This window comes from Streptomyces sp. NPDC001373 (genome assembly GCF_042895815.1).
Classification (GTDB): Bacteria; Actinomycetota; Actinomycetes; order Streptomycetales; family Streptomycetaceae; genus Streptomyces.
In genome coordinates this window covers 87,434-106,121 of record NZ_JBIAWQ010000007.1, presented here as the reverse complement: position 1 = coordinate 106,121, position 18,688 = coordinate 87,434, and the positions used below count along the sequence as shown (strand labels likewise).

Sequence of the window (18,688 nt, the reverse complement as noted above, 5' to 3'; positions counted from 1 at the left end):
AGTTCTCGCGGGGAGTGTCGGCTATCGGGCCAGCTCCTCCTTGAGGGCCTGGAGGAAGCCGTCGACGTCCTCCTCCTGGGTGTCGAAGCTGCACATCCAGCGGACGTCGCCGGCGGCCTCGTCCCAGAAGTAGAAGCGGTAGCGCTCCTGGAGCCGGCGCGTGACGTCGTGCGGCAGCCGCGCGAACACCGCGTTCGCCTGCACCGGGTAGAGGATCTCCACCCCGTCGGTCTCGCGCACCCCGGCGGCGAGCCGCTGGGCCATCGCGTTGCCGTGGCGGGCGTTGCGCAGCCACAGGTCCTTCGCGAGCAGCGCTTCGAGCTGCACCGACACGAACCGCATCTTGGACGCGAGCTGCATCGACATCTTGCGGACGTGCTTCATCTGCCGGACGGCGTCCGGGTTGAGCACCACCACGGCCTCGCCGAACATCATGCCGTTCTTGGTGCCGCCGTACGAGAGCACGTCCACCCCGACCGCGTTGGTGAAGGTGCGCATCGGCACGTCGAGCGAGGCCGCGGCGTTGGCTATCCGGGCGCCGTCGAGATGCACCTTCATGCCCAGGGAGTGGGCGTGCTCGCAGATCGCCCGGATCTCGTCCGGCGTGTAGACCGTGCCGAGCTCCGTGTTCTGGGTGATCGAGACGACCTGGGGCATCGCCCGGTGCTCGTCCTCGAAGCCCCAGGCCTCCTGGTCGATCAGCTCGGGGGTGAGCTTCCCGTCCGGGGTGGGCACGGCCAGCAGCTTGATGCCGGCCATCCGCTCGGGCGCGCCGCCCTCGTCCACGTTGATGTGGGCGCTCTTGGCGCAGATCACCGCGCCCCACCGGTCGGTCATGGCCTGGAGGGCGACGACGTTGGCGCCCGTGCCGTTGAAGACCGGGAAGGCTTCGGCGTACGGACCGAAGTGGCTGCGGAACACCCTCTGGAGGTGCTCGGTGTAGTCGTCCTCGCCGTAGGAGACCTGGTGGCCTTCGTTGGCGAGGGCGATGGCCGCGAGCACCTCCGGGTGGACCCCGGCGTAGTTGTCGCTGGCGAAACCGCGCACGGCCGGGTCGTGGTGGCGGCGGGCGTCGGTCTTGCCGTTTTCGGTTCTCACGGTTGCGGAGTGAGCCACAGACGCTGTCCGTTCACATCGGAGGCGGGCCGCTCCCACACGCCGGCGATGGCCTCGGCCAGCTCCTTGACGTCGGTGAAGCCCGCGAACTTCGCATTGGGGCGCTCGGCGCGCATCGCGTCGTGCACCAGTGCCTTGATCACCAGGATCGCAGCTCCGGCGACCGGGCCCTCCTCGCCCCCGGCCTTGCGGAACGAGTCCGCCATGGCCAGGGTCCAGGCCTCGGCGGCCGCCTTGCCCGCGTTGTACGCGGCGTTGTTGGCGACCGGCTTGTGCGCGCCGGACTGGCTGATCAGCACGTAGCGGCCGCGGTCGCTGCGCGCCAGGGCGTCGTGGAAGGCGAGCGAAGTGTGCTGGACCGTGCGGACCAGGAGCTTCTCCAGGAGGTCCCAGTCCGCCAGGTCCACGTCCGTGAAGGTCTTGCTGCCGCGCCAGCCGCCGACCAGGTGGACCAGGCCGTCGACCCGGCCGAACTCCTTCTCGGTGCGGTCGGCCCAGGCCTTGGTGGCCTCCAGGTCGAGCAGGTCGACGGTGTCACCGGTGACGGTGGCGCCCCCGTGGGCGTAACGGGCGGCGTCCACGGACTCCGCCAGGCGCGCGGCGTCGGCGTCGGCCGCCACCACGGTGGCACCCGCCTCGGCCAGGCGGAGCAGGGCGGCGCGGCCGGCGGGCCCGCCGGCCCCGGCCACCGCCACCACCGCACCGTGGAGCGGGCCGTTCCCGGAGCCGTTCATCTGTGCAGCCTCCTGAGGGCGAGTGCTCACGCGGCGGTCCGCGAGGCGTCGTCGGCGTTCTGCGGGGTGATGCCCTTGGTCGAGGCGATCACGCCCTTGAGCTTCTTGGCAAGGGCCTCGTAGAACATGCTGAGCGGAAACTCGTCCGGAAGCACGTCGTCCACCAGCTTGCGCGGCGGCTGCGTCAGGTCGAGGGCGTCGGGGCCCTTGGCCCACTTGGAACCCGGGTGCGGGGCGAGGTAGGTGGAGACCAGCTCGTAGGCCTTGAACCAGTGAACCAGCTTCGGGCGGTCGATGCCCGCGCGGTACAGGTCCTCGATCTCGGCGCACAGCTGGTTCGTGACCTGCGGGGCACGCATCCAGTCGATCTTCAGCTTGTTGTCCGTCCAGCGCACGACGTCGTGCTTGTGGAGGTACGCGAAGAGCAGCTGGCCGCCGAGGCCGTCGTAGTTGCGGTTGCGGTCGCCGGAGACCGGGAAGCGGAACATCCGGTCGAAGAGGACGGCGTACTGCACGTCGCGCCCGTGCTCGTTGCCCTCGGACTCGAGCTTCACGGCCTCCTTGAAGGCGGTGAGGTCGCAGCGCAGCTCCTCCAGGCCGTACATCCAGAACGGCTGGCGCTGCTTGATCATGAAGGGGTCGAACGGCAGGTCGCCGTGGCTGTGGGTACGGTCGTGGACCATGTCCCACAGGACGAAGGCCTTCTCGCAGCGCTCCTGGTCCTCGACCATGCGGGCGATGTCCTCGGGCAGCTCGATGCCCAGGATGTCCACGGCGGCGCCGGTGACCTTGCGGTAGCGGGCGGCCTCGCGGTCGCAGAAGATGCCGCCCCAGGTGAAGCGCTCGGGGGCCTCGCGCACGGCGATGGTCTCCGGGAAGAGCACGGCGGAGTGGGTGTCGTAGCCCGGGGTGAAGTCCTCGAGGGTGATGCCGAGGAACAGCGGGTTGTCGTACCGGGTGCGCTCCAGCTCGGAGAGCCACTCGGGCCACACCATCTTCAGCACGACGGCCTCGAAGTTGCGGTCCGGGTTGCCGTTCTGGGTGTACATCGGGAAGACCACGAGGTGCTGGAGCCCGTCGGCACGCTGGGCGGCCGGCTGGAAGGCCAGCAGGGAGTCCAGGAAGTCCGGCACGCGGAAGCCGTCCACGACCCACTTGCGCAGGTCGGCGACGAGCGCCTTGTGATACTCGGCGGCGTGCGGCAGCAGCGGGGACAGGGTCTCGACCGCCTCGACGGCGCGCTCGACGGCGGCCTCCACATCGAGCGGGGCGGGGGCGCCCTCGGCCTCGAAGTCGATCGAACCGTCCTTGGCCTGCCAGGGGCGGATCTCCTCCACGGCGGCCTTGAGCTCGAGCCACGCCGGGTGGTCCACCACCCGCGCCCCGGCGGTTATCCCGGCCCCGCCGATGCCCGGCACAAGAGTTTCCGTCATGTCACTTCCTCCACAGGAGAACCTCGCGTTAAGACAGCGTATGCATGCGAGGCTCTCCCGCTCAAGAGGCAACTCGGGAAATTTTTCTGTGACACCCCCTACTCCACCGAAAGTCTTCCCGTGACTCACGGTGGAATCCACCACTCCGCCTAGTAACCGGCGTAGCGTTCGACCTCATCGCCGGACCGCGCGTCCACCCCTCCCCAAAAGTGCGGGATGACCTTCTCACCCCACTGACGCAGGGTCTCCACGCAGGCCTCCTGCGGCACGGTCCCCATCTGGACCGGGCACATCACCTCGTCCGCCGAGCAGGCGCACCGTGACCGGCAGCGTTGGCGATCTCCTCACCGGCGCCGGGCAGACCGCCACAGTGGTCCTCCGCGCACGGCCTCGCCGCTGGACCGACGCGGCCAGCGGCCAGTCGCTCGTCGCCCCAGATCATCCCGTCCCGGTCACAGCCGGGACGGGATGGTCCGTGTCCCTGGTCCCCACCGGTGAACCGGGGATCGAGCCGAGCACCAGCCGCTACTACGAGACTGGAGGAGGCCATCGCGCGTCCGGGCCGGCCTTCGACGGAACGCAGCGCTCCTGCCTGCGCCTGTCCGCGGACGCGCAGAACCTCCAGATTGCGGGCAAGGTGGAGCACGTCGACGCCTTGTACGGGACGACGAGGCACGTCCTCGACGGCGCCGCGAACACCGTGGGTCTCTACTGTGCCACCCCGGTCACCCGGCGGACGGTCACCGGTTCGCGGACCGACGGCTCGGCCCTGTCCAGCCTCCTCACGGGCCTCGCGACGGTCGGCCTGATCACGGACAGCAGCACGCCCGGCGACGGCATCACCGACCAGCCCGGCGAGCAGAACCTGTTGGCGTGGACGTACGATCCGGCGATGGCCCGCCACGTCACCGCGCAGTCGTCCGCTGGCGTCGCCGGCCGGGTGACGCTGGTGCGGATCCGATCCGGTCCACGATCACGTGGTCGAACGTCTGGCTCGGCCTGGCGGGCGTTGACGGGGCGGCCACGCTGTCGAACTGCTACCTCGGGGTATGTGACACCGCGGGTACGCTCCGGGCGGTCACGGCGGACATCTCGGTGAACGCCGGGCTCGCTGCCCCAAACCTGCGGTACTCGAACATGCTGACCGGCCAGACGTCGTCGCCGGCGTCGCTGACGCTGGCATCGCAGTCGACCAGCATCATCAACACGGGCTGGGCCAGCCAGTGGTACGGCGTCTCGTGAATGAAGGCTGCTTCACAACCTGGCCTACCGCCTCGCGTGGGATAAGCCCCCGGCCCGGTACTGGCTCCAGGCCGAGGAGGTGGAGCGGCGGGTGAAGATTCTCAGCGCGCGGTACGCCTCCATCGGCATGGAGCGCGCCGGCCGCGAGCACGACATCTCGTTCAGCGCCGCCTGAACCACCGGCGCCTGACCGGCTCCGGCTCGGTCCGGGCCCCGAGCGGCTCCGGCGGCGGGGCGATCCGGTCCGGCTCCGCCCCGACCTTGTCGGGGTGAACGCAGGCAGGGATCCGGTCGGCGGTGTACCGGTAGCCGTCGGCCGGATCGAACGGGCACTCGCGACTTGGCCGGTCGTAGACCACAAAGCCTTCCCGGGGCAGCCGGTGAACCGGACAGATCCCGCACGCCGGATGGTCCTCGCCTTGGGCGAACGGCTCGCTCATGCCCCCGCACCGTACTCCCCATCTCGAAGAGGAGCAGCGTCATGCCCCAGCCACTCCCTCGCCGAACGCCGCAGGACCGGCAGTTGGCGGAGCAGCCCAGCGAGCGCATCCCCTGGGACGCCTTCGGCGTCAAGGCCGACGTCAGCGCACCCTACGGCCAGCCGTCCCCGACCCTCATGGCCCGAGGGATGCGCGGCTGGAAGAAGCTCGGCACCATGCACACCCGCATCAGCTCTTCCCGCCCCGGCGAGGACGGTCCGGCATGAGCAGACGACCCGACTGGCTCTACGAGGGCGCACGCGTCTTCGATCCCGCCAACGACCGCGAGGCGGTCGTGCAGTTCATCGGCGAGTGGGAAGACCCGCAGACGCGCAGGATCATTCCCGAGGCGGTGTTCCTGCGGCCTGAGGGCGGCGGCCGGGAGTGGATCGTCTCCGACCACAAAGCCCTACCCGAGGCCGACGCCCGCTGAACCCGCAGGCCTCTTTCCCGACCGCGCTTGACCGACCCCTGTCGTAGGACCGCTCCATTGCCCTCCTGCGGCAGGCCCGTCCCTGCGCGCCGGCGCACAGCGTCCCGGCCGACCTCGCTCCGTGGGGGCTGTGTCCCGGCCCGCAGGGCCACGGCACGACCCATCACCCCGACCACCGATCGGAGTCCCATGTCCATCACCTCTCCCGCTCCCGTCACCCCGTGGGGCATCAGCCGTCTCACCCGTACACCACCGCCGTGCAGCTCCCGCACGCCTCCGTCACGATCGACCCCGCCACCCAGCTCGGAGTCTTCCGCGACCGGCACGGCAACGTGGTCGAGATGGGCAAGCACGGCACCAGCAGCGGTACGGGAACCACGACCTCCACCAGCCCCGACGACGCCCGGTTCGCTGCCGCCCAGACGCGCTACGGCCTCGGCGGCGTCCTGCACTCGCTCGGCCGCCCGCTGTGGGTGAACCACCCACTCAGGAACGCGGCGGCCGACTACAAGCCCCACCAACTGGCCCTCGCCCAGCACCTCGACATCGCCGTACCAGACACCCTCATCACCAACGACCCGGACGAGGCGCGCGGCTTCATCGCCACCCACCCCGGGGTGATCCACAAGACGCTGCGGGCGACCTCCTACCAGCGCGACGGCGTACCCGTCGTGTCGTGGGCGGAGCCCGTCACGGCAGAGGAGATCGACGACCGGATCCACGTCGTACCGCACCTCTTCCAGGTACGCGTCGACAAGGCTTACGACATCCGCGTCCTGGTCGTGGGCCACGAGATCTTCGCCGTACGCATCAACTCCGATCTCCTGGACTGGCGACGGGACTACGCTGCGCTGACGTACTCGGTCATCTCCCTGCCCGCCCGGCTGGAGAAAGCCCTGCTCGCCTTCCTCGATTCCTTCGGGCTCGCGTCGGGGAGTTTTGACCTCGCAGTCGACCGCAATGGGACCCACTGGCTGCTGGAACTCAATCCGAACGGCCAGTGGGGGTGGCTGGAGGAGCACACCGGGCTACCCCTGGCCTCTGCCGTCGCCGGCCTGCTCACCCAAGGAGGAACCACTTGATCGATACCAGTTCTGAGCGACAGGATCTTGCCGATCAGCTTGAGGCCGCCGGCGCCATCCGCACGCCGGCGTGGCAGAAGGCCGTTGAAAGCATCCCCCGCGAACTGTTCCTCGCCCCGGGCGTCTTCGTGCCCGCCGGTGCCGGGCTCTGGCGGCCCGTGGTCGCCGCCGACACGGACCCGGCCGAGTGGATCAGGACCGTCTACACCAATGAGTCGCTGGTCACGCAGCTCGACAACCACCTCACCGCCGACCAGGCCCAGGGCTCGGTGGAGGGGATCCCCACCTCGTCGTCCACGGTGCCGGCGCTGGTGCTGGAGATGATCGAAGAGCTGGAGGTCGACGACGGGCACCAGGTACTGGAGATCGGCACCGGGACGGGGTACTCCGCCGCCCTGATGTGCCACCGCCTGGGCGAGGACAACGTGACGACGATCGAGGTCGACCCGGGCGTGGCCGCGCGTGCGGACGCGGCCCTGGAGAGCGCCGGGATCTCAACCTGGACAGTCACCGGCGACGGCCTCCTCGGCCTGCCCCGCCGCGCTCCCTACGACCGGGTCATCGCCACCTGCGGCGTGCGGCGCATCCCCTACACGTGGATCCGGCAGACCCGCCCCGGCGGCGTCATCCTCGCGACGGTCGGGACGTTGGCCACCGGCACCGGCCTCGCGAAACTCACCGTGCGCGAGGACGGGACCGCCGACGGGCGGTTCATCGCACACACCAACTTCATGCTCGCGCGTTCGCAGGCCACCACACCGATCGCCGGAGACCTTTCCTCCCGCGTGGCGTATGCCGACAGTGAGCGGCGGTCCCTCGTCGCCCCGACCGACCTCGACGAGCTGATGCCGGCCTTCCTGGTGCAGCTGGCAGCGCCGACGGCCCAGGTTCTCCGGGTCCGGGACAGCCACGGCGAGCTGCGGGTCCACCTCTTCGACCCCGACCGCGAGAGCTTCGCCGAGCTCCTCCCGGACGGTGACGAGTGGCGGGTCCGCCAGGGCGGCCCGGTCCGCCTGTGGGACGACGTGGAACGGGCGTTGCTCGGGTGGGCCGCCGAAGGACGGCCCGACATCACCGAGGTTCGCCTCCACGCAACCGAGCGCTCCCACACGTACCTGATCGGCAACTCGCCTGACCTGCGCTGGGTGCACCCGCTTCACTGAACCGAGCACCAGCTCCGACAAGCCCGCCCCGCGGCTGGCACCCCTTACGCCGAGACGCCGGCCTGCGCCTTCCTGGGATTCACCTGCGTGGAGCTGCTCCAGGATGTCCATCTGCCGATCGGTCAGTACGACCTCATCGGCCACGGTCACGGCCTGAGCCCATGGCATGGCGTTCTCCCGGAGATGTCGAAGATGTGCCGGGCCCACATCACGGAGCTGCGGTCTGCGACGTGCCAGCCGCTGTGGGCATCGGGCCTGCGGGTGACGTGGTCGTCGACGAACAGGCTCTGCTGGTCCACGGTGATCATTCGCTGGAATCCGCCAGTCATCGCCCGCACCTCCCCACCCGCCGCGATCAGCGCGGCCACGTACGCCTGCGTGGAGCGGTCAGCGGCCGCCGTGGCCGCTCGACGGTGCGGCCTCCATCCTCGTGATCGAGAGCCTGCGAAGCGCCCTTGACGATGCCCTGCGGGTGCTGGACGAGGCGACCCAGTAAACTCACGGACCGCCTCCCCTGCGCTTGAAGCGGAGGCGCCCGCCGAGTCGAACGTATGCGCAGTGAAAATTTCCCGGGTGCGCCCATGTGGGCGAACCACTTCAGCGAGTGGTGCTCGACGGCCCGGATCCGGTCGAATCCCATGCGTTCGGCGAAGACCGCCTGCTCGACGCAGTCGCGGACGACCTGGTGCTCCCGCTCCACGGCGGGGTCGGCCAGCTGAGCCTCGAAGATCACGGAGAATTTCACGATGCCTCCAGAGATGCGTCCCGCGCCCGGTCTTGCTTCGATCAGAAATGTGACCAGTAGTCATATCGCCACCAAGCAAGACCTTCCGCCGACCGCGTGGGCGGTTCTTGGCCTGCTGTCCTTCCCCGGCGAGCGGACCGGGTACGAGCTCAAGAAATGGGCGGACTCCTCCCTCCGCTTCTTCTACTGGTCGCCCGCCATCAGCCAGATCTACGCCGAACTGCGCAGGCTGGAGGAACTCGGGTACGCCTCCTCCGCGCGCTCGGGGCCCGAGGAGGTCCGCAGCAAGCGCCGCTACGCCATCACGGACGCCGGCCGCGAGGCTCTTTCCGGCTGGGCGGCGGACACCGCCGAGGCCGGGCCGCCCGTGCTCAAGCACGGGCTGCTGCTGCGGATCTGGCTCGGACACCTGTCGGAGCCGGAGCGGCTGCGGGCCATGGTGGCGGACCACCTGGAGCGCACCCGGAGCGAACTGGCCGCCGTACGGGAAGCCATGGCGCACGCGGCGGACGTGCCGGAGTGGGCCTTCCCCGCCCTCGCCCTGCGCTGGAGCGAGCGCCGGCACCTGGCCGAGCTGGAGCTGGGCAAGGCCCTGCTGGAGGACCTCGCGGAGGCCGGCCGGCACGCGGGGGCGCACCCCGGGCGGGCGGGACGTCAAGCCGGCGAGGACGCGCCCACCCCCGGGTGACGCGGCGGGGCACCCCCGGGACCACCGCGGGGCTCACGGCCCCGGCGGGAAGCGGGCGGACGGCTTCCGCAAGCCCCCTGCACGCCCGGTCCCAACGCGCGCGGTGCGCACTAGCATGCGTCCTCACCGGGCGCGGCCGGTCGGGACACCGCGACCACGCCGGGAGCCGCCGTCGACGGAAGCGAGAGAACCTTGACTTTCCTCACCATCGGTCACCGCGGGGTCATGGGTGTGGAACCGGAGAACACCCTGCGGTCGTTCATCCGGGCGGAACGCTGCGGGATGGACGTCATCGCCCTGGACGTACGCCTCAGCAAGGACGGCGCCCTCGTCGTCCTGCACGACGCCGAGGTGGACCGCACCACGGACGGCGCGGGCGCCGTCGCCGACCTGACCCTCGCCGAGCTGCGTGAACTGGACGCCGGCCTGGGCGAACGGGTGCCGGTCCTGGAGGAGGTGCTGGACGCCGTCCGGATCCCGCTCCAGGTGTCGGTCCAGGACCCGGCCGCCGCCGGGGCGCTCGTGGAGCTGCTCGTGCGCGAGGACCTCACCGCCCGGGTGGAGGTGGCCTCGGGCGACGCGGAGCTGCTCGGCGAGGTCGCCCGGCGGGCCCCCGGGGTCCGTACGGCACTGCACGTGGAGCGGCCCGGCGCGGACGCCGGGGAGCTGGTGGCGTCGGCCCGGGCGGCGGGGGCCGCGAGCGTCGCGGTCGACATCCGCCTGCTCAGCCTGGAGGTGGTGGAGGCGGCGCACGCGGCCGGGCTGCGGGTGACCGGCTGGACGGTCAACACCCTGGACCGGCTCCGGCTGGCGCGCGCCCTCCAACTGAACGGCGCGGCGACCGACTTCCCGGAGATCCGCAGCACCGGCCGGTTCACGGCCTGAGCCTCCCCGGACCGCCGGGGCCGTGCCCGCCGTCCGGGCGCGGCCCCGGCCTCCGGGGCGCCGCGGCCGTCAGAGCGCCTTGACCAGCCGCTCGAAGGCCAGGTCGTCGCGGAGCGGGATGCCGAAGCGCTCGTCCCCGTAGGGGAAGGGGCTCAGCTCACCGGTGCGCCGGTAGCCGCGGCGGACGTAGTAGGCGATGAGCTCCTCCCGCACGTTGACGACGGTCATCCGCATCTCGGCGACCTTCCAGTCCTCGCGGGCGCGGCGCTCGGCCTCGGCCATGACCTCCTTGCCGAGGCCGGCGCCCTGGAGCCCGGGCCGTACCGCGAACATGCCGAAATAGGCGTGGTCGCCCCGGTGTTCGAGCTGGCAACAGGCGACGAGCTCGTCCCCGCGCTCGACGACGAGGAGCGTGCTGTCCGGATCCGCGATGATCGCGCCCACCCCGCTCGCGTCGGTGCGCCGGCCGTCCAGGAAGTCGGCCTCGGTCGTCCAGCCGGCCCGGCTGGCGTCCCCGCGGTAGGCGGACTCGACGAGGGCCACCAGGGCGGGCACGTCCTCCTCCACGGCGCTGCGGAAGCTCAGGGCGGCGGGCTGGGCGGTGGACATCGGGCGCTCCGTTCGGTACGGCGGCAGAGCGGCGGCATATGACATGCCGCCGGGGTCGCAGAGAGCCTAACCCGGTCCCGCGTGAAGGGGGTGTGAGCAGGGCATCCCTTCCCGTGACGCCGACGAACCGGGAGGTTCCGCCGTGCACGGATCCGCGACGCCCCTCTCCGCCTCCGCCGCCTCCGCATGGCTGCTGGTCCTGCTCTGCGCCGTGAGCGGTGCGTACTGTCTGCTGCGGGCGCGCAGAGCGGACCGCCGGGCCCGCGGCATGGCCGCCGGGGAGGCGGTGATGGGCTTCGGGATGGCCGTGATGGCCGTGCCCTCGGGCACCGGGCCGTGGGGGCCGCAGATCCTCCTCGCGGTCTGCTGCGGGGCCTCGGTGCACGCGCTGTGGCTGCTGCGCGGCGGGAGCCACCACGCGCACCACCTGGTGGGCACGCTGGCGATGGCGTACATGGCGCTGTCGGCGACCGCCGGGCACGTGCACGGCCGGGCGGGGCTGCCGCTGGTGACGGGGGCGCTGCTCCTCTACTACTCGGGGTACGTGCTGCTGGGCGGGGCCCGGCTGGTGACCGCCGGCGGCGCGCTGTCCGCGGGGGGCGGCCCCGGGGATGCGGGGGGCGGCGCCGGGGATGCGGGGGGCGGCGCCGGGGATGCGGGGGGCGGCGCCGGGGGCACGGGGGGCGGCGGGGCCGGGGAGCTCGTCCGGGCCTGCCGACTGGCCATGGGGATAGGGATGTTGGCGATGCTGCTGAGCATGTGACGGCCCGCCGGCGGGGGCCGCGCGGGCCGGAACGTGTCCTGCGTCACCAATCTCCCCGGCCCGTACCCGTAGGTAGCCCGGCGCTCATAGGCTGGCCGACATGATGGTCCCCGCCGCCCTTCTGCTCCTCGGCGCCCTGACCGCGTTCCTCGCGCCGCGCCTGCTGGCCCGCGCCGCCTGGCCCGATCGGGAACCCGTGGTCGCGTTGTGGGTGTGGCAGTGCGTGGTGGGCGCGACGCTGCTGTGCCTGGGGCTGTCGATGCTGCTGAGCGCGGCCGCCGCCTGGCAGGCCGTACGGGGGCGGCTGTTCGCGGCGGCCCCGCACGGGGTGGTGGACGCGTACGGGCTGGGCCCCGGGGGCGGGCACTGGGCCGCGGGTACCGCCCTGGCGCTGGCCTGCGGGGGCCTGTGGACCGGAGCGATGCTGACGCGGGAGGTGCTGCGGGCGCGGGCCCGGCGGCGCGCCCGGGGGGCCGAACTGCGGCTGCGGGCCCCGCTGCTGCCCGGCGAGGACCCCGCTGCGGGGCGGCTGGTGGTGCTGGAGGGACCGCGTCCGGAGGCCTGGTGGCAGGCCGGGCCGGCGCCGCGGCTGGTGGTGACGACGGCGGCGCTGGGCCGGCTCAAGGGGAGTCAGCTGGACGCGGTGCTGGCGCACGAGCAGGGGCACGTGGCCGCCCGGCACGACTGGCTGCTGCACTGCTCGCGGGCGCTGGCGCGGGGGTTCCCGCAGGTGCCGGTGTTCGCGGCGTTCGAGGCGGAGATGGACCGGCTGGTGGAACTCGCCGCCGACGACGTGGCCTCGCGCCGCTACGGGCGGCTGACGATCGCACTGGCTCTGGTCGGGCTGAACGAGGACCGGGGCGTCTTCGGCCCCGCCTCCGCCCAGGCGCACGTGCCCGAGCGGGTACGGCGTCTGCTGGCGGCCACGCCCCGGCTGTCCGCCGGACGCCGGCTGCGGCTCACGGCGCTGGCCACGCTGCTGCCGGCGGTGCCGCTGGCGGTGGCGTTCGTACCGGGGCTGAGCGCGCTGGCCTGACCTGGCCCGCCGAACGCGCCCGCCCGAGGCGATCCCCCGCGTCGCCTCGGGCCGACGGCTTCGCGCTGAGTATATTGGCTCGAAGCCAGTCAACGCAGGAGTAAGCATGTCCCCGCGCAGCGCATCGGTCAATGAAGAATTGCGCAGACGTTCCCGGGAGCGGCTGCTGCAGGCCACGGTCGAACTGGTTGCCGAGCGCGGCTACGAGGCCACCAAGCTCGGCGACATCGCCGACCGGGCGGGCGCGGCCCGCGGCCTGGTCTCGTACTACTTCCCCGGCAAGCGGCAGCTGCTCCAGTCGGCGGTGCACCGGCTGATGCACCTGACCCTGGAGGAGGCCCTGGAGCGCGAGCCGCGCACGGACGACGGCCGGGAGCGGCTGGCCCGGGCGGTCGACGCGATCCTGGGGCTGGCCCGCGACCAGCCCCGGCTGATGCGCACCCACATGGCCGGGATCCTCCAGGCGGAGGGGTTCATCAGGTGCCCGGAGCAGCAGCGGCTGGCGCAGCTGCTCCGGGACACGGTCACGCGGTACGGCTCGGCCGACGTGGACACCGACTACCCGATGCTGCGCGCGCTGCTGATGGGTGCGGTGGTGGCGGTCCTGCTGCCGGGGGCGCCGATGCCGGCGTCCCGGCTGCGGGCGGAGCTGTTCCAGCGGTACGGGCTGGAGTGGGAGCGGGGGTTCCCGCCAGACGGGGGGCCGCCCGGCGGAACGTTTCCTCCGTGAGTCCGGTCAGTGGTACTCGGGCTGGCTCTGGACGTTGAGCCGGTCCATCCGGACCCGCTTGGCGCTGTCGGTGCGCCGGTCGTCGAGCCTGAGCACGTCCAGGCCCTTGACGATGTCGTTCGAGTAGACGTGCCCGTTGTAGTAGTACGCCGACCAGGAGCCGCCGAGGCCCAGTTGGTCGGTGGTCAGCGGGCCGCGCTCGAAGTAGCCGATCTCCTCGGGGGCGGCGGAGTCGGTGAAGTCCCACACCGAGACCCCGCCCTGGTACCAGGCCTGGACCATGATGTCGCGGCCGTCGCCGACCGGGACCAGCGAGCCGTTGTGGGCCACGCAGTTCTCGGTGTCGGCCTGGTGGCGCGGGATCTTGAAGTAGCCCCGGAAGACCAGTTTGCGCTGGTCGCCGCGGCCGGTGATGTCGTAGATCCCGTCGGCGCCCCGGTTGGGGCCGGTGGCCTCGTTGCAGGTGGCGGCGCCGCCGCCGCCCAGCTCGTCGGTGAACACCACCTTGTCCGCGCGCTCGTTGAAGGTCGCCGAGTGCCAGAACGCGAAGTTCACGTTGTCCTGGACCCGGTCGATGACCCGCGGGTGCTCGGGTTCGCTGATGTCGAAGAGGATGCCGTCGCCCATGCAGGCTCCGGCGGCGAGGTCCTCGGAGGGCAGCACGGTGATGTCGTGGCAGCCGGTGGTCTTGGAGACCCCCGGGTTGGTGGGCGCGCCGGGGTTGCCGCCGTCCGGGAAGAGCACCGGGAAGCCGACGACGGCCGCCCGGGTCGGGGCCTTCCTGGGAACCTTGACCACGGAGATGCCGTCGTGCGGGGGCTGGCAGTCGGGGAAGGCCTCGCTGGGCGAGTAGGAGGAGACGTAGAGGTAGATGTCGCGGCCGCCCGGCACCAGCGTGTGGGTGTGCGATCCGCAGGCCGTCTCGACGGACTTGATGTACTTGGGGTTCTTCTTGTCCTTGATGTCGAAGATCTTGATGCCCTCCCAGGAGGACTTCTCCGTGGCGGGCTGCGAGACGCTGTTGCAGGAGTCGTCGCTGCGCGAGGAGTCCGTGGAGAGGAAGAGCAGGTCGCCCGAGACGGAGACGTCGTTCTGGCCGCCGGGGCAGAGGACCTGGGTGACGGTCTTCGGGGCCCTGGGGTCGGCTATGTCGTAGATCGTGAAGCCGTCGTAGTTGCCGGCGTAGGCGTAGTCGCCCTGGAACGCCAGGTCGGAGTTGATGCCCTTGAGGTTGGCGTTGGGGATGTTGGCCAGGGGTTTGACGTTGGCGCTGTGCACGACCTCGTCCTGGCCGGGGATCTCCCCGGGGGCGGGGTCGCGGCCCGGCGCGAGGTCCGCGCTCTGCCGGGAGCCCGCGCCCGGGGACGAGTCGCCGGGGTCGGGGCTGGCCGCCGCCGGTCCGGCGGCGGCAAGGAGCGTAGTGAGGAGTCCGGCGGCCGCCAGGGCCGCCCCCAGACTCCGGTGGCGCACTCTGACGGTGTGCAGCAAGGTCACTGTGCCTCCCGTGGGGGCCCTGCGCTCCGTTCCCGGGTGGGGAGCGGAACCTGGACCCCGGCAGTATCTTCCTTTCCATGGACATGGCAAACGCGTTACTCGGCCGATTCCTGGGGGCGGCGCTGGCCGCCTCACTCCTCCTCCCCGTCGCCGGCTGCACCGGCGGCGGTTCCCCGCGGGGAGCCGGCGACGGCTCGCCGGTGGTCGTCGCACCGGGCCGGCCGGGAGAGCGGTCCCGGACCCTCACCCCCGAACAGGCCGCCCGGCAACGGCCCGACGACAGCCCCAACGCCGCCGACCGGGCGTACGTGCGGCGCATGATCGAACACCACCGGCAGGCCCTGACGATGAGCGCCCTGGCCCCCGACCGGGCCTCGGCGGACGGGGTCAGGCGGCTCGCCGAGCGCATCGCGGCCGCGCAGGGGCCGGAGATCGGGGCCATGGAGAAGTGGCAGGCCCGCTACCCCGCGCCGGCCGGCGACCCCGGCGGGCACGACCATGGCGCGATGCCCGGCATGGCCACGGAGCAACAGCTGCGCGAGCTGGCGGACGCCCGCGGCGCCGCCTTCGACCGGCTCTTCCTCTCCCTGATGACCGCCCACCACCAGGGGGCGGTGACGATGGCGGGCGAGGCGCTGGCCCAGGGGAACAACGGCGCCGTCGAGGAGATGGCGAACGAGGTGGTGGCCGTCCAGAGCGCCGAGATCCACCGGATGCGCGCGATGGGCTGACGGGCGCGGAGGCCGGTGGCATCCTGGGGAGCACCTGCGGGAGGGAGTTCCGCCGTGCTACGTGTCGCCGTCGTCGGCTCGGGCCCCAGCGGGGTCTACGCCGCCCAGACACTGGTCGAGCAACGTGAGGTCCCGGGTGTGCGGGTCGACGTGCTGGACCGGCTGCCGGCTCCGTACGGCCTCGTCCGGTACGGGGTGGCCCCCGACCACGAGAAGATCAAGTCCCTGACCGGAAACCTGCGCTCCGTACTGGAGGACGAGCGGATCCGGTTCCTCGGGAACGTGGAGGTCGGCAACGGACCGCTGACCTCCGCCCGAATGCTGGAGCTGTACCACGCGGTGGTCTACTGCGTGGGCGCGGCGCGGGACCGGACGCTCGGGATCCCCGGCGAGGAGCTGGCCGGGGTGCACTCCGCTACGGCCTTCGTGTCCTGGTACAGCGGGCACCCCGACGCGGGCTCCTTCGACCTGGGCGGGGTCCGCTCGGCCGTGGTCGTCGGGGCGGGCAACGTCGCGGTGGACGTGACCCGGATCCTCGCCCGGGGCGTGCCCGAGCTGGAGCCCACCGACATGCCCCAGCCGGCGCTCGGCGCGCTGGCGGACAGCGGGGTGCGGACGGTGACGATGGTGGCCCGGCGCGGCCCCTCGCAGGCGAAGTTCACCACCAAGGAGCTCCGGGAGCTGGGCACCCTGCCCGGGGTGGGCATCCGCGCGGACGCCGCCGAGCTGGCCCTCGACCCGGCGTACGCCGACCCGGCCGCGGCGGCGGCCCTGCCCGCGGCGGCCCGGCGCAACCTGGAGGTGCTGCGCGGCTGGGCCGGGGGCCCGGAGCCCGGCGGGGGCCGGGAACGGGAGGTCGGCCTGCGCTTCTGCCTGCGCCCGGTGGAGGTGCTGGGCGGCCCGGACGGCCGGGTCCGCGGGATGCGCTTCGAGCGGACCGCGCCGGACGGCCGGGGCGGGGTGACCGGTACGGGCGCCCACGAGGACGTGGAGGCCCAGCTGGTGCTCCGCTCGGTGGGCTACCTGGGCGTCCCCCTGCCCGGCCTGCCCTTCGACCCGGCCACCGGCACCGTGCCGCACGCGGCGGGCCGGGTGGTCCGCGCCGGACGCGCCTCGGCGGGCGAGTACGTGGCGGGCTGGATCAAGCGGGGGCCGACGGGGGTGATCGGCACCAACCGCCCCTGCGCCAAGGAGACGGTCTCCTCCCTGCTCCAGGACGCGGGCGCCCTGGCCCGCCGCGACCTCTCCGGCGACCCCCTGGACGCACTCCGCGCGGCGGGCCTGCACCCGGTGGAGTGGCCGGGCTGGCTGTCGATCGAGGCGGCCGAGGCCGAACTGGGCCGCTCCCTGGGCCGCCGCTCGGTCAAGATCCCCGACTGGCCGGGCCTCCGCGCGGCGGCCGGCCTGGCGTAGGGTGCCGGTCCCGTCTCGGGTCTGGGGGTGGTGCACGGGGAAGCCGCTACGGCGGGGCGCCTGCGGGGTTCTGGCGGCGCTCGTCTGCGGGGTCGGTCGGCGGTCCGCATCGGACCCGACGCGCCGCCCGACGACCGCGGGCCCGGGCCCGGGCCCGAAGGCCACGGCGCGGCAGACCTCTCCGGTCGGAGCACTGGCCGAGCCAGGGGCTGTCGTCACACTCCCGTCTGCCGCTCCCCCAGCCTCGCCTCCTGGGCGGCGGCCGCCGCCAGGAGGGTGTCGAGGAGGCCGGGGAAGAGGGACTGAAGGTCCTCGCGGCGGAGGCCGTTCATCTTGGCCGTGCCGCGGTAGGTCTGGCGGACGACGCCGCTCTCGCGCAGGACGCGGAAGTGGTGCGTCGTCGTGGACTTGGTGACCGGCAGGACGAAGTCCGAGCAGGCCAGCTCGACCTCCCGGTCCGCGAGGTCGCGGACGATGGACAGCCGCAGCGGGTCGGAGAGGGCGTGGAGCACCCCCTCCAGGCGGATCTCGTCCGCCTCGGGGTGGGCGAGGGCACGGGGCGCGTCACGTTCCGTCATGTCCTGCTCCACTCCTTCGGGTTCCGGCCCGGGCCTCGGGGCCCGGGTCCCATCGTACGAGAACCTTCGTACGAACGGGCCGGGGGCGGCGCCGGGGACCGGGTGTACCCCGCGCCGCCCCGCCTTCACCAGGCGCGCTGGTACTGGCCGGGGACCGGGAGCTCCGCGCCCAGTTCGGCCGCCGCGCGGCGGGCCCAGAACGGGTCGCGCAGCAGCTCCCGGCCGAGGAGGACGGCGTCGGCCTCGCCGTTGGCCAGGATCTTCTCGGCCTGCTCGGGCTCCGTGATCAGGCCGACCGCCGCGACCGGGAGGGTCGTCTCGGCCTTGACCCGGGCGGCGAAGGGCACCTGGTACCCGGGACCCGTGGGGATCTTCACGCGGGGGGCGAGCCCGCCGGTGGAGACGTCGAGCAGATCCACGCCGTGCTCCTCCAGCAGGGCGGCCAGCCGGACCGTCTCGTCGGCGGTCCAGCCGTCCTCCTCCAGCCAGTCGGTGGCCGAGATCCGGAAGAACAGCGGGAGCTCCTCGGGCCACACCGCCCGCACGGCGTCCACGACCTCCAGCGCGAAGCGGGTGCGGTTCTCGAAGGAGCCGCCGTAGGCGTCGGTGCGCCGGTTGCTGTGCGGGGAGAGGAACTCCCCGATGAGGTAGCCGTGGGCGCCGTGGATCTCGAGGACCTCGTAGCCGGCGGCGAGGGCCCGCTCGGCGGCGGCCGCGAACTGGCCGGTGATCTCGTGGATCTCCTCGGTGGTGACCGCGTGCGGCACGGGGTGGCCCTCGTCGAAGGCCACGGCGCTGGGGGCGCTGGGCCGCCAGCCGTGCGCCTCCTCGCCGACCGGGCCGCCGCCCTTCCACGGCTGGTCGGTGGAGGCCTTGCGGCCGGCGTGGCCGATCTGGATGCCGGGGACGGAGCCCTGGGACTTGACGAAGGAGGTGATCCGGCGGAGGGCCTCGACCTGGGTGTCGTTCCAGATGCCGAGGTCCTGCGGGCTGATCCGGCCCTCCGGGGAGACGGCGGTGGCCTCCTGGATGATCAGGCCGGTGCCGCCGGTGGCGCGGGCCGCGTAGTGCGCGAAGTGCCACTCCAGGGCCACTCCGGCGTTCGGGCCGAAGGCCTCGGCGCTGTACTGGCACATCGGCGCCATCCAGATCCGGTTCGGGATGGTCACCGACCGGAGGGTGTAGGGCTGGAAAAGGGCGGCGAAGGCAGCGGGTGCGGCACTCATGGGGTTCTCCAGATGTCACCGGACGCGCACCGGGGATCGATGCGGCGCTAAGTACGAGAGATACCGTACTACGAAATCTCTCGTAGTACGAGACCTCCCGTACAAGCG

Annotated in this window: 23 protein-coding genes; 13 read left to right on the top strand and 10 right to left on the bottom strand. The window is 72.4% G+C overall.

Annotated features, from left to right (window positions below; translation table 11 throughout):
* Positions 1-21: 21 nt before the first annotated feature.
* Genes ACFY15_RS18045 through ACFY15_RS18035 form a run of 3 tightly spaced genes read right to left on the bottom strand, consistent with a single transcriptional unit; the run spans position 22 to position 3,283 of the window.
* Entirely contained in the window at positions 22-1,116 is a 1,095-nt protein-coding gene (locus ACFY15_RS18045) for a low specificity L-threonine aldolase (RefSeq protein ID WP_042816954.1), read from the bottom strand.
* Entirely contained in the window at positions 1,095-1,850 is a 756-nt protein-coding gene (locus tag ACFY15_RS18040; RefSeq protein ID WP_390686632.1) for an SDR family NAD(P)-dependent oxidoreductase, read from the bottom strand. Before ACFY15_RS18040 ends, ACFY15_RS18045 begins: the two co-directional genes overlap by 22 nt.
* Before the next feature lie 26 nt (positions 1,851-1,876).
* A complete protein-coding gene (locus ACFY15_RS18035; RefSeq protein ID WP_390686633.1) occupies positions 1,877-3,283 on the bottom strand; it encodes a DUF6421 family protein in 1,407 nt (468 codons plus the stop codon).
* A gap of 319 nt (positions 3,284-3,602) precedes the next feature.
* Here ACFY15_RS18035 and ACFY15_RS18030 point away from each other — a divergent pair, with 319 nt between their 5' ends.
* Positions 3,603-4,382: a hypothetical protein gene (locus ACFY15_RS18030; RefSeq protein WP_390825774.1), complete on the top strand. Its 780-nt coding sequence runs from the start codon at positions 3,603-3,605 to the stop codon at positions 4,380-4,382.
* On the top strand, positions 4,379-4,525 hold the full coding sequence (locus ACFY15_RS18025) for a hypothetical protein (protein WP_390825773.1): 147 nt from the start codon (positions 4,379-4,381) through the stop codon (positions 4,523-4,525). Before ACFY15_RS18030 ends, ACFY15_RS18025 begins: the two co-directional genes overlap by 4 nt.
* 161 nt (positions 4,526-4,686) lie before the next feature.
* Here ACFY15_RS18025 and ACFY15_RS18020 read toward each other — a convergent pair whose 3' ends face one another.
* Positions 4,687-4,965, bottom strand: coding sequence for a hypothetical protein (locus ACFY15_RS18020; protein WP_390825772.1), 279 nt, complete (start codon positions 4,963-4,965; stop codon positions 4,687-4,689).
* Between the two features lie 41 nt (positions 4,966-5,006).
* Between ACFY15_RS18020 and ACFY15_RS18015 the strand changes: the two genes are divergently transcribed.
* The 4 genes from ACFY15_RS18015 to tgmC all read left to right on the top strand — a co-directional run bounded on the left by ACFY15_RS18015 (position 5,007) and on the right by tgmC (position 7,682).
* The gene (locus ACFY15_RS18015) at positions 5,007-5,231 is read left to right on the top strand and encodes a hypothetical protein (RefSeq protein WP_390825771.1); all 225 of its coding nucleotides are present in this window, start codon (positions 5,007-5,009) and stop codon (positions 5,229-5,231) included.
* Positions 5,228-5,437 carry a hypothetical protein gene (locus ACFY15_RS18010; protein WP_390825770.1) on the top strand — a complete coding sequence of 70 codons (210 nt, stop codon included), beginning with the start codon at positions 5,228-5,230 and terminating at the stop codon, positions 5,435-5,437. Before ACFY15_RS18015 ends, ACFY15_RS18010 begins: the two co-directional genes overlap by 4 nt.
* A 221-nt stretch (positions 5,438-5,658) precedes the next feature.
* A complete protein-coding gene (locus ACFY15_RS18005) occupies positions 5,659-6,519 on the top strand; it encodes a putative ATP-grasp-modified RiPP (protein ID WP_390825769.1) in 861 nt (286 codons plus the stop codon).
* Positions 6,516-7,682, top strand: coding sequence for an ATP-grasp peptide maturase system methyltransferase (tgmC, locus tag ACFY15_RS18000; protein ID WP_390825768.1), 1,167 nt, complete (start codon positions 6,516-6,518; stop codon positions 7,680-7,682). Before ACFY15_RS18005 ends, tgmC begins: the two co-directional genes overlap by 4 nt.
* A gap of 146 nt (positions 7,683-7,828) precedes the next feature.
* Here the strand turns inward: tgmC and ACFY15_RS17995 are convergent, their stop codons facing one another.
* The gene (locus tag ACFY15_RS17995) at positions 7,829-8,011 is read right to left on the bottom strand and encodes a hypothetical protein (RefSeq protein ID WP_390825767.1); all 183 of its coding nucleotides are present in this window, start codon (positions 8,009-8,011) and stop codon (positions 7,829-7,831) included.
* 26 nt (positions 8,012-8,037) lie between these two features.
* Positions 8,038-8,427 carry a hypothetical protein gene (locus ACFY15_RS17990; protein WP_390825766.1) on the bottom strand — a complete coding sequence of 130 codons (390 nt, stop codon included), beginning with the start codon at positions 8,425-8,427 and terminating at the stop codon, positions 8,038-8,040.
* Positions 8,428-8,440: 13 nt separating this feature from the next.
* On the opposite strand from ACFY15_RS17990, the gene ACFY15_RS17985 reads away from it, so the two are divergent.
* Positions 8,441-9,115 (top strand): helix-turn-helix transcriptional regulator, encoded by a 675-nt coding sequence (locus ACFY15_RS17985; RefSeq protein WP_390825819.1) that lies wholly within the window; start codon positions 8,441-8,443, stop codon positions 9,113-9,115.
* Between the two features lie 192 nt (positions 9,116-9,307).
* The gene (locus tag ACFY15_RS17980) at positions 9,308-10,000 is read left to right on the top strand and encodes a glycerophosphodiester phosphodiesterase (RefSeq protein WP_390686641.1); all 693 of its coding nucleotides are present in this window, start codon (positions 9,308-9,310) and stop codon (positions 9,998-10,000) included.
* A 69-nt stretch (positions 10,001-10,069) separates the two neighbouring features.
* Here ACFY15_RS17980 and ACFY15_RS17975 read toward each other — a convergent pair whose 3' ends face one another.
* On the bottom strand, positions 10,070-10,609 hold the full coding sequence (locus ACFY15_RS17975; RefSeq protein ID WP_390825765.1) for a GNAT family N-acetyltransferase: 540 nt from the start codon (positions 10,607-10,609) through the stop codon (positions 10,070-10,072).
* A 142-nt stretch (positions 10,610-10,751) separates the two neighbouring features.
* Here ACFY15_RS17975 and ACFY15_RS17970 point away from each other — a divergent pair, with 142 nt between their 5' ends.
* The 3 genes from ACFY15_RS17970 to ACFY15_RS17960 all read left to right on the top strand — a co-directional run bounded on the left by ACFY15_RS17970 (position 10,752) and on the right by ACFY15_RS17960 (position 13,138).
* A complete protein-coding gene (locus ACFY15_RS17970; protein ID WP_390825764.1) occupies positions 10,752-11,372 on the top strand; it encodes a DUF5134 domain-containing protein in 621 nt (206 codons plus the stop codon).
* Between the two features lie 100 nt (positions 11,373-11,472).
* Entirely contained in the window at positions 11,473-12,408 is a 936-nt protein-coding gene (locus ACFY15_RS17965) for a M56 family metallopeptidase (RefSeq protein ID WP_390825763.1), read from the top strand.
* Between the two features lie 106 nt (positions 12,409-12,514).
* Entirely contained in the window at positions 12,515-13,138 is a 624-nt protein-coding gene (locus ACFY15_RS17960; RefSeq protein WP_390686646.1) for a TetR/AcrR family transcriptional regulator, read from the top strand.
* Positions 13,139-13,144: 6 nt separating this feature from the next.
* On the opposite strand, the gene ACFY15_RS17955 is transcribed toward ACFY15_RS17960, so the two are convergent.
* The gene (locus ACFY15_RS17955) at positions 13,145-14,632 is read right to left on the bottom strand and encodes an LVIVD repeat-containing protein (RefSeq protein WP_390686647.1); all 1,488 of its coding nucleotides are present in this window, start codon (positions 14,630-14,632) and stop codon (positions 13,145-13,147) included.
* Between the two features lie 77 nt (positions 14,633-14,709).
* Between ACFY15_RS17955 and ACFY15_RS17950 the strand changes: the two genes are divergently transcribed.
* Complete coding sequence (locus ACFY15_RS17950; RefSeq protein ID WP_390825762.1) at positions 14,710-15,363, top strand: DUF305 domain-containing protein; 654 nt, start codon at positions 14,710-14,712, stop codon at positions 15,361-15,363.
* 54 nt (positions 15,364-15,417) lie between these two features.
* Positions 15,418-16,776 carry an FAD-dependent oxidoreductase gene (locus ACFY15_RS17945; protein ID WP_390825761.1) on the top strand — a complete coding sequence of 453 codons (1,359 nt, stop codon included), beginning with the start codon at positions 15,418-15,420 and terminating at the stop codon, positions 16,774-16,776.
* A 215-nt stretch (positions 16,777-16,991) separates the two neighbouring features.
* Here the strand turns inward: ACFY15_RS17945 and ACFY15_RS17940 are convergent, their stop codons facing one another.
* Entirely contained in the window at positions 16,992-17,354 is a 363-nt protein-coding gene (locus tag ACFY15_RS17940; RefSeq protein ID WP_390686650.1) for an ArsR/SmtB family transcription factor, read from the bottom strand.
* 125 nt (positions 17,355-17,479) lie between these two features.
* Entirely contained in the window at positions 17,480-18,580 is a 1,101-nt protein-coding gene (locus ACFY15_RS17935) for an NADH:flavin oxidoreductase/NADH oxidase (RefSeq protein ID WP_390825760.1), read from the bottom strand.
* Positions 18,581-18,688 lie beyond the last annotated feature (108 nt).

Bases quoted from the DNA above. Each gene is read 5' to 3' on its own strand.
- ACFY15_RS17985 (WP_390825819.1), top strand. From the start codon at position 8,441: ATGCGTCCCGCGCCCGGTCTTGCTTCGATCAGAAATGTGACCAGTAGT.
- ACFY15_RS18040 (WP_390686632.1), bottom strand. From the start codon at position 1,850: ATGAACGGCTCCGGGAACGGCCCGCTCCACGGTGCGGTGGTGGCGGTG.
- ACFY15_RS18015 (WP_390825771.1), top strand. From the start codon at position 5,007: ATGCCCCAGCCACTCCCTCGCCGAACGCCGCAGGACCGGCAGTTGGCG.
- ACFY15_RS17935 (WP_390825760.1), bottom strand. From the start codon at position 18,580: ATGAGTGCCGCACCCGCTGCCTTCGCCGCCCTTTTCCAGCCCTACACC.
- ACFY15_RS17960 (WP_390686646.1), top strand. From the start codon at position 12,515: ATGTCCCCGCGCAGCGCATCGGTCAATGAAGAATTGCGCAGACGTTCC.
- ACFY15_RS17995 (WP_390825767.1), bottom strand. From the start codon at position 8,011: ATGACTGGCGGATTCCAGCGAATGATCACCGTGGACCAGCAGAGCCTG.
- ACFY15_RS18035 (WP_390686633.1), bottom strand. From the start codon at position 3,283: ATGACGGAAACTCTTGTGCCGGGCATCGGCGGGGCCGGGATAACCGCC.
- ACFY15_RS17975 (WP_390825765.1), bottom strand. From the start codon at position 10,609: ATGTCCACCGCCCAGCCCGCCGCCCTGAGCTTCCGCAGCGCCGTGGAG.
- ACFY15_RS17965 (WP_390825763.1), top strand. From the start codon at position 11,473: ATGATGGTCCCCGCCGCCCTTCTGCTCCTCGGCGCCCTGACCGCGTTC.
- ACFY15_RS17950 (WP_390825762.1), top strand. From the start codon at position 14,710: ATGGACATGGCAAACGCGTTACTCGGCCGATTCCTGGGGGCGGCGCTG.
- ACFY15_RS18010 (WP_390825770.1), top strand. From the start codon at position 5,228: ATGAGCAGACGACCCGACTGGCTCTACGAGGGCGCACGCGTCTTCGAT.
- ACFY15_RS18020 (WP_390825772.1), bottom strand. From the start codon at position 4,965: ATGAGCGAGCCGTTCGCCCAAGGCGAGGACCATCCGGCGTGCGGGATC.
- ACFY15_RS17940 (WP_390686650.1), bottom strand. From the start codon at position 17,354: ATGACGGAACGTGACGCGCCCCGTGCCCTCGCCCACCCCGAGGCGGAC.